The 12,426-nt window shown below is 67.5% G+C and carries 11 protein-coding genes; 8 read left to right on the top strand and 3 right to left on the bottom strand.

Annotated elements, in window-relative coordinates:
• The first annotated feature begins 231 nt into the window (after positions 1 to 231).
• From N8A90_RS09190 to N8A90_RS09165, 6 genes are all read left to right on the top strand, one after another.
• Positions 232 to 2,529, top strand: coding sequence for an alkaline phosphatase family protein (locus N8A90_RS09190; RefSeq protein WP_262074509.1), 2,298 nt, complete (start codon positions 232 to 234; stop codon positions 2,527 to 2,529).
• Between the two features lie 56 nt (positions 2,530 to 2,585).
• Positions 2,586 to 3,965, top strand: a complete 1,380-nt coding sequence (locus tag N8A90_RS09185; RefSeq protein WP_262074508.1) for a cytochrome-c peroxidase — start codon at positions 2,586 to 2,588, stop codon at positions 3,963 to 3,965.
• Complete coding sequence (locus N8A90_RS09180) at positions 3,962 to 4,600, top strand: hypothetical protein (protein WP_262074506.1); 639 nt, start codon at positions 3,962 to 3,964, stop codon at positions 4,598 to 4,600. Before N8A90_RS09185 ends, N8A90_RS09180 begins: the two co-directional genes overlap by 4 nt.
• Positions 4,597 to 5,448 (top strand): 2OG-Fe(II) oxygenase, encoded by an 852-nt coding sequence (locus N8A90_RS09175; RefSeq protein WP_262074504.1) that lies wholly within the window; start codon positions 4,597 to 4,599, stop codon positions 5,446 to 5,448. The genes N8A90_RS09180 and N8A90_RS09175 overlap by 4 nt, the downstream gene beginning before the upstream one ends.
• A 214-nt stretch (positions 5,449 to 5,662) precedes the next feature.
• On the top strand, positions 5,663 to 5,983 hold the full coding sequence (locus tag N8A90_RS09170; protein WP_262074502.1) for a DUF2845 domain-containing protein: 321 nt from the start codon (positions 5,663 to 5,665) through the stop codon (positions 5,981 to 5,983).
• A gap of 202 nt (positions 5,984 to 6,185) precedes the next feature.
• A complete protein-coding gene (locus N8A90_RS09165) occupies positions 6,186 to 6,599 on the top strand; it encodes a DUF4256 domain-containing protein (protein ID WP_262074500.1) in 414 nt (137 codons plus the stop codon).
• 131 nt (positions 6,600 to 6,730) lie between these two features.
• On the opposite strand, the gene N8A90_RS09155 is transcribed toward N8A90_RS09165, so the two are convergent.
• Positions 6,731 to 8,125 (bottom strand): MFS transporter, encoded by a 1,395-nt coding sequence (locus tag N8A90_RS09155; protein WP_262074499.1) that lies wholly within the window; start codon positions 8,123 to 8,125, stop codon positions 6,731 to 6,733.
• Positions 8,126 to 8,225: 100 nt separating this feature from the next.
• On the opposite strand from N8A90_RS09155, the gene N8A90_RS09150 reads away from it, so the two are divergent.
• Together N8A90_RS09150 and N8A90_RS09145 are read left to right on the top strand one after the other, a co-directional pair.
• Positions 8,226 to 9,107: a LysR family transcriptional regulator gene (locus N8A90_RS09150; protein ID WP_262074497.1), complete on the top strand. Its 882-nt coding sequence runs from the start codon at positions 8,226 to 8,228 to the stop codon at positions 9,105 to 9,107.
• A 283-nt stretch (positions 9,108 to 9,390) separates the two neighbouring features.
• Entirely contained in the window at positions 9,391 to 11,277 is a 1,887-nt protein-coding gene (locus tag N8A90_RS09145) for an AI-2E family transporter (protein WP_262074496.1), read from the top strand.
• A gap of 53 nt (positions 11,278 to 11,330) precedes the next feature.
• Here N8A90_RS09145 and N8A90_RS09140 read toward each other — a convergent pair whose 3' ends face one another.
• Both N8A90_RS09140 and N8A90_RS09135 read right to left on the bottom strand, forming a co-directional pair.
• Positions 11,331 to 11,756, bottom strand: coding sequence for a universal stress protein (locus tag N8A90_RS09140; RefSeq protein ID WP_262074495.1), 426 nt, complete (start codon positions 11,754 to 11,756; stop codon positions 11,331 to 11,333).
• A 126-nt stretch (positions 11,757 to 11,882) separates the two neighbouring features.
• Positions 11,883 to 12,326 carry a universal stress protein gene (locus tag N8A90_RS09135; protein WP_262074494.1) on the bottom strand — a complete coding sequence of 148 codons (444 nt, stop codon included), beginning with the start codon at positions 12,324 to 12,326 and terminating at the stop codon, positions 11,883 to 11,885.
• Between the last annotated feature and the right edge of the window lie 100 nt (positions 12,327 to 12,426).

Genomic DNA, 12,426 nt, shown 5'->3' with positions numbered 1-12,426 from the left:
AAGGGGTGTTTTGGGGCCGAAAACAGCGTTGACAGGCTGATTTCTCGCCCGGTATGGAGGTGTGCGCCGACCGGCGTGCAAGCGCGCCACAGCGGCGCGGGACGACATGGATGTGTCATGGGGCGTTTCTACCGTTGGTCGGCAGCGATCCCGCTGTCGAGCCCTGTGCGCAGGGCGTTCGAAGGGGTCGCGGCACGCATCCCTCTGGTCCAACAACACATCCCATATCCCATGAGAACCTCGACCCACACCAAGGTGTTGAACACCACGCTGACGCTGCTCGCAGCGTCCATCCTCGCCGCATGCGGCGGCGGTGGTGACGACCCCGCACCCGCCGCATCCGGCACGTCCGGCTCCGGCTCCACCTCCGTCAAGATCAGCGGCGTGGTGACCGCCACCAGCCTGGTCGCGGGCAGCGCGACCGACCCGACCATCCAGCCTGCGTACATCCAGGGTGCCAAGGTCTGCGTCGACGCCAATGCCAACGGCGTCTGCGACGCGGGCGAGGGCGGCGTGCTGACCGACGCCAAGGGCAGGTTCACGATCACGCTCGCGGCCAATGCGGCGCTGATCGCCGACATCGGCACCGATGCCGTCAACACCGCGAGCGGTGCCAAGGTCGCCAGCCGCGACGTGCTGCGCGCTTCGCTCGAGCAGGTGGTGGCGCAATCCGGCGGCGTGGTGATCAGCCCGCTGTCGTCCGAAGTGGCGCGCCTGCGCGAAGCCAACGGCAGCACGCAAGACACCGAGGTGCAGAACGTCGCCAAGCGCATCGGCGTGTCGGCGGCCACGCTGCTAGCCGACGTCAACACCGTGAGCGGTACCGACCAGCGCGCCATGCTCGCGGAAGCGCGCGCGCTCGACAACCGCTTCACCTACGCCGTCACCAAGCTCGACCGCGGCGACCTGTATCCCGATGACCTGGCCGTCGCCGGCGGCGACCCGCGCCTCGTCAGCCAGGCCAACGTGACGCAAGCCACGGTGCCGACCAAGCCCGACACCCGTGCCCGCATCACCTTCGCGCAATCGCAGCAGGCGGCCTTCGAGGTCGAAGGCGTGCCGCGCTACGACAACATCTTCGTCGTGATGCTGGAGAACAAGGCGACCTCGTCGATCCTGAACTCGGCCTTCGCACCAAAGATCAATGCGCTGCTCAAGGCGGGCAACCAGCTGACCAGCTACTACGCGACCGGCAACCCCAGCGAACCGAACTACACCGCGCTTGGCGGCGCCGACGACTTCGGCATCAGCGACGACAGCCAATGGAACTGCGATGCCACCGGCGCCAACGCCGTGCAGGACTTGCCGCTGCCCGACAACACGCAGCCCGGCCTTGCGAAGTCGCCATTCGCTGCGAGTTGCACGCAGGCCGCGGCCATCAACCACAACATTGTCGGCAGGCCGAACTTGTTCAACGCGCTGACCGCCGCCGGCCTGAACTGGCGCACCTACAGCGAGTCGATGAACCCGGGCCAGGACTTCCGCACCGACAGCGTGGCCGACGCCGCGGTGGTCGGGCAGGACCATGTCTACGCACCCGGCACGGTCGGCGGCAACCCGGCGACGGTGGGAACGACCGGCCTGAACCTGCCGATGCCGGCGGGCCTCTACAAGACCAAGCACCATCCGGGCATGGCCTACCAGAACGTGCGCAGCGCACCGGAATGGAAGTACAGCAACCGCACGATGGGCGGCGGCCAGTGGGATGCCGCACTGGCGAGCAGCACCGACTATGCGATCCCGACGGGCTACGACATCGACCAGCTCGGCACCGATCTGGCCAGCGGCAATGTGGGCAGCCTCAACTTCGTGATGCCGGACCAGTGCGACGACATGCACGGCATCACGGTGAAGGGTACGGTCGGCGGCGGCAGCACGCAGGTCACGGCGAGCGACTGCGGCGGTAGCGCCATCATCACGCGTGGCGATAACTACGTCGATGCGCTGGTCAAGAAGATCCAGGCGTCGCCACTGTGGCAGAACCCGCAGCGGCGCGTAGCCATCGTGGTGATGTTCGACGAGGGCACCGCGACGGGCGGCTTCAATTCCTGCTGCGGCTGGAACGTGTCGAACAGCACGCTCGCCAACCCGCTGAAGGACAACGGCGACGGCACCTTCTCGCCCGACACCTCGATCAACAACTATGCCAAGGGCAACCGCGGCCATGGCCAGAGCATCTTCGGCATCCTGACCAACCAGGCCGTTGCCCCCAAGGGCATCGTGGACGGCGACGCCTACAGCCACTTCTCGCTGGTGCGAACCTTCCAGGACATGTTCCAGCTGGCCGATCCGGGAGTCGAGGGCTCGTACATGAACCGCTCGAAGTACACCGAGCATTTCGTGGCGGCGAACATCCTGAAGTTGCCTGAGTACGCCGGCAGCGCCGACACCCACTTCGACGCGGTGCGGCCGATCAACCATGCGTGGGTGGCACCGTCGAACTACACGCAGAAGCAGTCGTCCGACGTCACGACGCCGGCACAGGTGGGGCCTGACGCCGTCCAGACCAGCGTCTGGGCACTGAAGTAAAGGGAACGGCGCCGACCGGCCCGCCGCAACGCGGGTGGGCCGGTCGGTCTTTCACCATGAACAAGCTCTTCATCACCCTCGCGCTGGCCGCATCGGCTGCGCTCATCGGTTGCGGCGGCGGCGGCGGCGACAGCGGCGCCGCACCCGCTGCGGCGGCCGCCACGCCCGTCACGCCCGTCACGCCAACGACGGCGGCCGCATCCACCGCCACCAGCCCACTCAGCCCCGCCGCGCAGGTCGGTCAGAAGATGTTCGTCGACGTCACGCTGTCCGGCTCCGGAAAGATGTCGTGCGCGAGCTGCCACGACGCGAAGTCGGCCTATGGGCCACCCAATGATCTGTCGGTCCAGCTCGGCGGCCCCGACCTCCAGGCACCCGGCACGCGCGCCGCGCCCTCGCTGCGCTACAAGGACGCCACGCCGGCCTATGCCGACCTGCTCGACAACCCCGACGGCATCAGCGTGCCCGGCCCCGGTGGCGGCTTCACCTGGGACGGGCGCGCGCCGACGCTGGCCGACCAGGCCCGCATCCCGCTGCTGGCTGCCAACGAGATGGCCAACGCGAGCATCGCCAGCGTCGTGGCCCGGCTGCGCGACGGCAGCTATGCGGACCTGTTCCGCCAGGCCTTCGGCAAGGACGCCTTCGCGAACGACGACACGGCCTTCGCCAACGGGTTGAAGGCGCTGCAGGCCTACCAGCTCGAAGACCGTGACTTCCATCCGTACAGCAGCAAGTTCGACCTGTACGCCGGCAACAAGATCGGTGGCAACCTCACGCCCGCCGAAACGCGCGGCCTCAAGGTCTTCGCGAACCCGGACGTGGGCAACTGCGCGTCGTGCCACTACCAGGGCGCGGGACTGAACGGCACCTCGGCGTTGTTCACCGACTTTTCCTACGAAGCGATCGGCGTGCCGCGCAACCGGAAGATCGCCGCCACCGACGACCCGGCGTACTTCGACCTCGGGCTGTGCGGCCCGGCGCGGACCGACCACCCGCCGGTCGCCGGCAACACCTTCTGCGGCATGTTCAAGGCGCCGACGCTGCGCAACGTGGCCACGCGCAAGAGCTTCTTCCACAACGGCGCGATGCACTCGCTGGAGCAGGTGATCCGCTTCTACAACACGCGCGACACGATGCCCGAGATCTGGTACCCGACCGTCGGCGGCACGCCCAAGGCGAAGCCCGATGCGGACTTCCCGACCTACGGCCTGATCACCACGCAGTACGTCGGTGGCACGGTGCAGAAGTTCGACGACCTGCCGCCCGGCTTCGTCGGCAACATCGACACGCAGATGCCGCAGGACGGCCGCCCCGTGCACAGCAAGCCGCCGATGTCCGAGCAGGACATCGCCGACCTGGCCTGCTTCCTCAACACCCTGACGGACGGCTACCAGCCGCCCGCCGACGCACCCACTTCCGGCCCATGCATCCAATGACCATTCCCCGCATCCTGTCATCCGCCGCGCTCTGCGTGCTGGCCCTGGGCGCCTGCAGCAGTGCCGACGCACCGAGCGACGCCGTCTTCGGCACCGCGGTCCGAAGCTATCTCGCGCAGCACGGCGACCTGTGCCTGGGCAAGAGCCGCTGGCCGATCGATGTCACCCAGCACGAGATTGACGTCGGCGGGCGCAACGCGCGGCAGATGCCGGTGCTGGAGCGCCTCGGCCTCGTGAGCTCGTCCGTCGCCGAGGTCGATGTCGACGACGAGGGCACGCTGCACCACATGAAGGTGCGCCGCTTCGCGTTGACCGACGCCGGCCTCAAGTACTACCTGACTCGCGCGGGCGGCAGCGGCGCGGCGGCCGGGCAGGGCGACTTCTGCGCCGGGCACCTGAGCCTGGACCGCGTCGTCGGCTGGAAGCTCGGCCCGCCCGGCGAAGGCGGCCCGCAGCGCGCCGTCGTCAGCTACACCTACACGATCGACCCGGCGCCCTGGACCGCCGACGCCGAAGTGCAGCGCGTCTTCCCGGTCGTCGCCGGCGTCGTGCGTGGCGCGGGCACCGCGCAATTGGAGGAGAGCTTCCGGCGGACGAAGGACGGCTGGGTGCCCGCCGACCTCGAGGGCATATGACCGGCAGCGCGCATCACGCCGCGCCGCAGGTCGTGCGCTTCGCACCCGCGCTCGGTGACTGGGTCCGGGGCCACCTGACCGACGGCCATGCGCCGGACGCCCTGGTCGATGCCATGCAGGCGCAGGGCATGGCGGGCGATGCGGCGCGGGCGATCGTCGCGGCCTTCGTCCGCGCGCTTCGCGAGGGCAAGGCGCCGCCGGTCGATGGGGTCGATCTGCCGGCGCCTGCGGCCGGCGCTGTCGGGCGTGTCGTCGCCCGCGCCGAGCCACTCAGGATGACCGTCCTCGACAACGTGATCGACGCGAACGAGTGCGAGGAACTCATCGCCTTGGCCCGCCCCCGGCTGAAGCCGTCGACCATCGTCGACCCGTCCACCGGACGCGACACCGTGAGCGGCCTGCGCGCGAGCTTCGGCATGTTCTTCCGGCCCCTGGAGAACCCGCTGGTCGAACGATTGGACCGGCGCATGGCGGCACTCATGAACCTGCCGGTCGCGCACGGCGAAGGGCTGCAGGTGCTGCACTACCCGGAAGGTGCGGGCAGTGCGCCGCACTTCGATTTCCTGGTGCCCTCGAACGACGCCAACCGCGCATCCATCGCGCGCAGCGGCCAGCGTGTCAGCACGCTGGTCACCTACCTCAACGATGTGCCCGAAGGCGGCGAGACCGCGTTTCCGGTGGTCGGCTGGACGGTGTCGCCGCGACGCGGCCATGCGGTGTACTTCGAGTACTGCAACGGGCAGGGCGAACTCGACCACGCGTCGCTGCATGCGAGCCAGGCCGTGCTGTGCGGCGAGAAATGGGTCGCGACCAAGTGGATGCGGTCGCGGCCTTTCGTCAGCGCCTGAGGCCGCGCTCGGCCGGTCACCATGTGGCGCGCGGGCGATCGTGGCGCCTTCGGTGTGCGCGGGAACCGTGCCGGGCGCGTCGATCGACGGCGGGGCCTTGCAGTACAGTGACGGCGGCAGCCCATCCCTTCGACGGCCACTCATGAAAAGCTCTCCTATCCGGCCTACGCTATCGAGTCCTTACCGCTGGGCCTCCTGGCTCGCAGCGGCGTCCATGGCCTTCCTTGTCACATCCGTTGAAGCCTCTCAATCCATGAGCTGCAACGGATGGCTCGTCGGCGAGGGTGACTCGCCTGTGTTGTTGCTTCAGAAGTGCGGCGAGCCGATCTATCGCCAGAGCGTCTGCGTGCCGATGCTGCAGCTGGGCTGGGTGGTGACCCCCTATCGTGGGGGTGGTCCTGCTGCGATTCTTGCGAACCAGTGCGTCCCCATGGAGGAATGGACCTACGACCGGGGACAAGGCGCGTTCTTCGGGATCGTTCGCATCTACAACGGCACGATCGAATCCGTGCGCGACGGCGACCGCAACCGTTGATCGGCGCACCACAGGGGAGCCGTGCAGGGACTTCTGCGAATGCGGTGCATGCCTGACCGGCAGCGGTCCTCAGCAGAATGCGCCAGCGCATCCGGCGCGAAGGAACAGGAGCAGGCGACATGAAAGCAGAACGATGCGAAGCCCTCATCGAGACATGGAAGCTGCGCTTCAGGCAGCACCAGCACCGGCACCCAGGCGTTGATTGGACCGACGTTCATGCCCGCTTGCAGCGCAGCCCGAGAAGCTCAAGTCGCTTGCCGAGATGGAGACGACGGGGGGCGAACCCGATGTCGTTGGCGCAGCGGACGAGGGCGGCGCCTACCTCTTCGTCGATTGCGCCCCGGAAAGTCCGCTGGGGCGCAGGAGCCTTTGCTATGACGCAGAAGCCTTGCGCTCCCGGAAACAGAACAAGCCGCAGAACAGCGCCATCGACCTGGCTGCCGCCATGGGCGTGTCGCTGCTGACCGAGGCGCAATACCGCGACCTTCAGCAGTTCGGGGAGTTCGACCTGAAGACGTCCAGTTGGGTGGCGACACCGCTCGACATCAGAAAACGGGGCGGCGCGCTGTTCTGCGACAGACGGTACGGCAAGGTCTTTGTATCACAACGGCGCTGAGTCCTACTACGCCTCGCGAGGGTTTCGATGCACGGTAAGCGTCTGAGCGTCGGCGCCGAAGTCGGGCAGAACCGGACATCATCGAGGAGTTGAGCGACCGACCGGCGGCCGGGGACGGTGAGTTTTCGGGTTCACCCACGCTTCGCCGCCCTGGACGAATGTGCACTCTCTTTCAAGCCAAGATAGCTCAGGATGCCTCCGGCGGACAAGAGAGCGACCGCCAGGGCAATCGACACATGCATGCCGTGCAGAAAGAGGCTTGGTTCTGTGTCTCGCACGAAGAACCCACACACAGCCACGCCCAGCATGCCTCCAATCTGTCGGGCCGAATTCAGGACGCCGGAAGCGATGCCTGCATACGCTGCATCGACGGATGACAATGTCGCGTTGGTCATGGTCGGAACGACCAATGCGATACCACTGGCTGCAAGCAGCATCGGCAATACCAGCGTCAGATAGGAGCGGTCTGCGTCGACTTGAAGCAGCAGCAGATAGCCCAACGACGCGAGCGCCAGTCCGGCGACCATCAAGGCGCGCGTACCCACGCGCGTGACCAATCGTCCGGCGACGATGTTCATGACCATCAGGATGGCCGTCATCGGCAGGAAAGCCAAGCCGGTCTGTTGCGGCGTGAGCTGCTGGACCGCCTGGAAGAACAGGCTGAAGACGAACACCAGCCCGTAGTACGCAAAGTTCACCACCAGACCCACCGCAGTCGCTGTCGAGAAGGTCGCACTGCGGAACAACGACAGCGGAAGCATCGGCGCCTGGCTGTGCTGCTCCAGCCGGTAGAACGCGGTTGCGCTGATGAGCGACAGGGCCATTCCGCCGCAGACCAAGGGATGCAACCATCCCAGCCGACTGGCTTCCGTCAACGCGGCGGTCAGCGAAGCGAGCGCAAGGATGGCTGCGAGTTGACCCGGCAGGTCGAGTCCACGGCCTGCCTTTGCGACTGCGGTGGGCGCATAGCGCAGGGTCAGTGCCAACCCGAGCACGCCAATCGGCAAATTGATGAGGAAGATGCCGCGCCATCCCACATGCGCAATGAGCAGGCCGCCCAGGACCGGGCCGGCTGCCAGCGCGATACCTCCAGCCGCTCCCCACCAACCGACCGCGCGGCTGCGTTGCGCAGGATTCGGAAATGCCTGCTGAAGCAGCAGCAGGGAACTGGGAACCAGGAGCGCCGCGCCCATACCCTGGACGATGCGCGCGACCACCAGCAACGTCAGGCTCGCCGCGAGACCGCATGCGAGGGAGGCCACCGTGAAAACGCCGAAGCCCGCCACAAAGACTCGTTTTGCGCCCATCCGGTCACCCAGCGCGCCGCAGGTCAAGAGCAGCGCCGCAAAGACCAATGTGTAGGCATTGACGACCCACTGCAGCCCGGCGACATCGGTGCCGAAATTGACGCGCAACGTCTCGAGCGCGACGTTGACGACACTGACATCGAGCAGCACCACGACGAAGCCCAGGCCCGCGGCAACCAAGGTCCCGCGCTGACGGCGATTTAGAGGAACAGTAGCCATCGAACGGCACCCCATGAGATTGAGAGGGTCGAATGCTAGGCAGGGCATCGCTGTGCGTAAATTCCCAAAAAATGCAACCCATCCTGGAGAAAATGCACAGATGTTCGATTGGGAAGACTTGAGGCATTTCATCGCCGTCGGCCGCGTGGGCACGCTGTCGGGTGCGGCCCGCGAGTTGAAGGTCGACCATGCGACCATCAGTCGCCGACTGACCTCTTTGGAACGCGATTTGCAGGTGCGTCTCGTGGAGCGACTGCCGCGGGCTTGCCGCCTGACGGATGTGGGGTCGCATGTGTTCACGTTGGCGCGGGCCTTGGAAGACGATGCGTTCGCCATCGAGCGAGCCGTCCGCGCCAGCCAGTCACCACTGGCCGGCAAGGTATCACTGAGCGTGCCACCGGTCTTGGCGGCGAGCTTCCTGGCGCAGCACCTGGCCGAGTTCCGCCAACGGTTTCCTGCCATCCAGCTGTCCGTCTCCGGCCAAGCGCAGCAGGTGTCTCTGAGTCGGCGCGAGGCGGACATCGCCGTTCGACTGGTGCGGCCCACGGAACCGGGCAGCGTCGTGCGGAAGTTGGGAACCATGGCCTTCGCTCTGTACGCGAGTCGCAGCTACGAGACGCTCTCGCACCCAGAGCGCTGGGAGTTCATCGCCTACGACGCGCGCTTCGAAGACATGCCACAGCAAAAATGGCTTCGCAGCGTGGCGGGCAAGCGCCTCATTGCCTGCGAACTCGGCGACATCAACGGCCACCACGCGGCAGTCCGTGCGGGCGCAGGCGTGGGCGGGCTTCCCTGCTTCCTGGGCGATGCAGACGAGACATTGCTGCGTGTTGCCGATGACGAGCCATCGTTTGGCAGAGACATCTGGCTGGTGGTCCATCGCGACCTGAAGAGCGCCGGACCGGTGCGTGCCGTGATGGACTTTCTTGTTGAGGTGATGAAACGAACCCCTGCCTTCAACGGCTCATCAGCGCTCGGCTGACCGGGACGTCCGCTTTCGAGAATCATGTACAGCCGGTACGCCCCAAAGCCGACAGCCGTCCCTCAAGAACATGCGTGGACTCGAGGCCGTCTGACGGCATCGACCCGCCAACCGTGCCCACGGTCGCATAGCCGCGGATTCCCCGTCGTCCCGCAGCCCGCCCTTTCCAGCAAGCAGCGGACGAACCCGCCCGCACGCCAACACGTACCATTGCCCCCGGCTCTTCGGCCGTCTTCCAACTTCAGCGTTCGCTCCCGATTCAGCGCGACCGCAAGGGCTCGACATGGACAAGTTGTCTTCGCGTGAACGTCTGGGCATCGGTACGGTGGTTCCGGTCACCTGCCTGTTGCTGCTGCTGCATTTCGGGCAGGACGTGCTGCGGCCGATCGCGATCGCCGCCGTGCTGAGCCTGGTCATCGCGCCGCTCGCGCGCAAGCTCACGCGCACCGGCATGGGCCGCACGGCCGCGACGCTGGTGTCGGTGCTGCTGGTCGCCGCGTGCGTGGTCTGGATGAGCGCGGTGCTGGCGATCCAGCTCGTCGCCGTGGGGGCGGGGCTGCCGCAGTACCGGGCCGCCATCACCTCGAAGGTCGAATCGGTCCGGGAGGTCGTGGTCCGGCCTTTCGAGCGGCTCGAGGCGGAAATCAGGGGGGCGGTGCCGCAGGCCACGCCCACGCCGACACCGGCCCCCTCCACGCGTGCGCGATCGGCCGCGCGGTCCAGCGCGCCGGTGGCGAGCACCGAGCCCTTGCCGGTGCAGATCCGCCAGACTCCGCCGTCGGCCGGCGACCTGGTGTCGAAGCTGCTGTCGTCGCTGTGGGGCCCCATCGGCGAGGCCGGCATCGTCTTCATTCTTCTGGTGTTCATCCTGCTGGAGCACGAGTCGCTCAGCGACCGCTTCATCCGGGTGATCGGCGTGGCCGAGCTCGGTCCCACGGTGCAGGCGCTGAGCGACACGGCGCAGGGCGTTTCGCGCTACTTCATGTCGCAGTTCGCCGTGAACCTGACCTTCGGGGCGGTCGTCGGCGTCGGGCTGTGGGCGATCGGCATCCCGCACGCGGCGCTGTGGGGGTCGATCGGCGCGCTGCTGCGCTTCATCCCCTACGTCGGGGTGCTCGGTGCCGCGGCGCTGATCGCCGTCTTCAGCGCCGCGGTGGACCCGGGCTGGTCGCTGGTGCTGTCCAGCCTGAGCCTGTTCGTCGTGCTGGAGTTGCTGGTCGCCCATGTGGTGGAGCCGCAGGTCTACGGGCACAGCACCGGGCTGGCGCCGCTCGCGGTGATCGTGTCGGCGCTGTTCTGGGGCGCGATGTGGGGGCCGGTCGGCCTGCTGCTGTCAACGCCGCTGACACTGATCATCGTGGTGGTCGGCCGCTACGTGCGCGCGCTGGAGCCGCTGTCCATCCTGCTGACCGATGCCCCGGGCCTGACGGCGGGCCAGCGCTTCTACCAGCGCGCGCTGTCGAACAACACGGCGGCGATCATCCAGGACGCGCAGCGCTATCTGCGGCGCGGCACCTTCGCCAAGTATTGCGACCAGGTGATGCTTCCGGGCCTGGCCATGGCGGGCGCCGACTTCCAGCTCGGGCGCATCGACGAGCGGCAGCGCGTGCGCATCGACACCACCGTGGTGGGCCTTGCCGAGAGTCTGGCGACGGCGCGGCTCGGCAAGCGGCCGGGGCGGCGGCGCTCGACCGTGTCGCTCGCCGATGCCAGCCTCGGCAGCTATCTGCGCCAGATCCGAGAGTCGCGCCTGGGGCCGTGGCAGGGGCGGCTCGACGTGCCCTCGCAGTCGATCGTGCTGTGCGTGGGCTTCGGTTCCGAGCGCGACGAGCTCCTGACGGAGCTGCTGGTGCGCGCGCTGCGCCAGGACGACGTGGATGCGCGCAGCGTGTCGATGGCCGACCCCCGGGATCCGGCGGCGGCCGACAAGTCGATCCTGATCGGCACGGTGTTCCTCGCGTACCCGCGGCAGGACGCGATCGAGGCGTGGCGGGCCGCGGCCGCCGACATGCGTGCCGCGCTGCCGCAAGCCGCGATGGCGACGGTGCGCCTGCCGCTGGACGAATCGGGGGCGCCGGAAGAACTGGTCAGGGCGTCGGTGGACCTGATTCTTCACTCCTACTCGGAGGCCGAGGCCTTCGTGATGCAGGGCGCAAAAGCCAGTTCGTAGCCAGTTCGCAGCCCGGCCGGTGCGCGGCCGGTGCACGGCCTGGGCTGCGGGGGCTACTTGACCAGCAGCACAGACACCGGGCTCTCGGCGATCACCTTGGTGGCGACCGAGCCCATCAGCGCGCGGCCGAACATGCCGTGTCCGTGCGTGCCCATCACGATCAGGCCGGCGCCGACCTCCTTGGCCGCGGCGACGATCTCCTCCGGTGCGTAGCCGTGGCGCAACTGGACCGCGTAGCCCGTGACGCCCTGCGCGTCGAGGTACTTCTTGACCGGGTCCATCACCTTGGCGGCCTCGTCGGCGTAGTAGCCCTCGACGATGTCCTTGGTGACGTGGCGCGTGACATTGGCCGGCAAACCGGTGCTCACGTTGACCAGCACGAGGTCGCTGCCCTGGCCGAACATGCTGCGGTTGGCGGTGAGATAGGCGAGGGCTTTCTGCGTGAAGGCGCTGCCATCGACGGCGACGAGAATTTTCATGGTGCTTTCTTTCCTTTTTCGTGAAGACGGGGCGGCCTCATGGCCGCACGGCGTGCATGTGACCACAGCGCCGCGGGGCTTCCAACGAAGCCCCCGGAACGGCTGCGGTCTTGTGCCGCCGCAGGTTCAGCGTAGCACCAGAACCGGCAGTGTCGAATGCGTCAGCACATGCTGCGTCTCGCTGCCCAGCAGCAGGCGCTTGATGCCCTTGCGGCCGTGCGAGGCCATGACGATCAGGTCGCACTTGTGCTTCTTCGCGGCGGCGACGATCGACTCGGCGACCAGGTCGGAACTGACCGTGACGGTCTTGACCTTCACACCGCTGCTCTTGGCTCGCGTGGCGACGGTGGCGAGCGTTTCCTCGGCGGCCGCCGCCCATTGCTTCTCGATGCGGGCGATGTCGTCCGGCGCGAACACCATGGCGCCGTCGAAGTAGGCCTTCGGGTAGCGCGGCACCACCGTCATCGCCACCAGGTCGGCGCCATGCTGGGCGGCCAATGCGATGCCGGTGGCCACGGCCTTGCGCGAGAGGGTGGAGCCGTCGGTGGCGATCAGGATGCGCTGGAACATGAGGTTTCTCCGTGTTGGGTATGGCTCGAGCCTAGGCGGCGCCCTGGCGCGCGGCTTGATCCAGATCAAGCGATTTCGCGCTACCCGCCGCTAGCCTTGC

This window comes from Variovorax sp. N23, assembly GCF_025486315.1.
In the GTDB taxonomy this organism is placed as follows: domain Bacteria; phylum Pseudomonadota; class Gammaproteobacteria; order Burkholderiales; family Burkholderiaceae_C; genus Variovorax.
Note: the sequence above shows the minus strand (reverse complement) of the source record. Positions and strands in the feature narration are given on the sequence as shown.

What these genes read in the sequence shown, in the direction of transcription:
- N8A90_RS09190 (WP_262074509.1), top strand. Translation starts at nt 232, where the DNA reads ATGAGAACCTCGACCCACACCAAGGTGTTGAACACCACGCTGACGCTG.
- N8A90_RS09185 (WP_262074508.1), top strand. Translation starts at nt 2,586, where the DNA reads ATGAACAAGCTCTTCATCACCCTCGCGCTGGCCGCATCGGCTGCGCTC.
- N8A90_RS09180 (WP_262074506.1), top strand. Translation starts at nt 3,962, where the DNA reads ATGACCATTCCCCGCATCCTGTCATCCGCCGCGCTCTGCGTGCTGGCC.
- N8A90_RS09175 (WP_262074504.1), top strand. Translation starts at nt 4,597, where the DNA reads ATGACCGGCAGCGCGCATCACGCCGCGCCGCAGGTCGTGCGCTTCGCA.
- N8A90_RS09170 (WP_262074502.1), top strand. Translation starts at nt 5,663, where the DNA reads ATGGCCTTCCTTGTCACATCCGTTGAAGCCTCTCAATCCATGAGCTGC.
- N8A90_RS09155 (WP_262074499.1), bottom strand. Translation starts at nt 8,125, where the DNA reads ATGGCTACTGTTCCTCTAAATCGCCGTCAGCGCGGGACCTTGGTTGCC.
- N8A90_RS09150 (WP_262074497.1), top strand. Translation starts at nt 8,226, where the DNA reads ATGTTCGATTGGGAAGACTTGAGGCATTTCATCGCCGTCGGCCGCGTG.
- N8A90_RS09145 (WP_262074496.1), top strand. Translation starts at nt 9,391, where the DNA reads ATGGACAAGTTGTCTTCGCGTGAACGTCTGGGCATCGGTACGGTGGTT.
- N8A90_RS09140 (WP_262074495.1), bottom strand. Translation starts at nt 11,756, where the DNA reads ATGAAAATTCTCGTCGCCGTCGATGGCAGCGCCTTCACGCAGAAAGCC.
- N8A90_RS09135 (WP_262074494.1), bottom strand. Translation starts at nt 12,326, where the DNA reads ATGTTCCAGCGCATCCTGATCGCCACCGACGGCTCCACCCTCTCGCGC.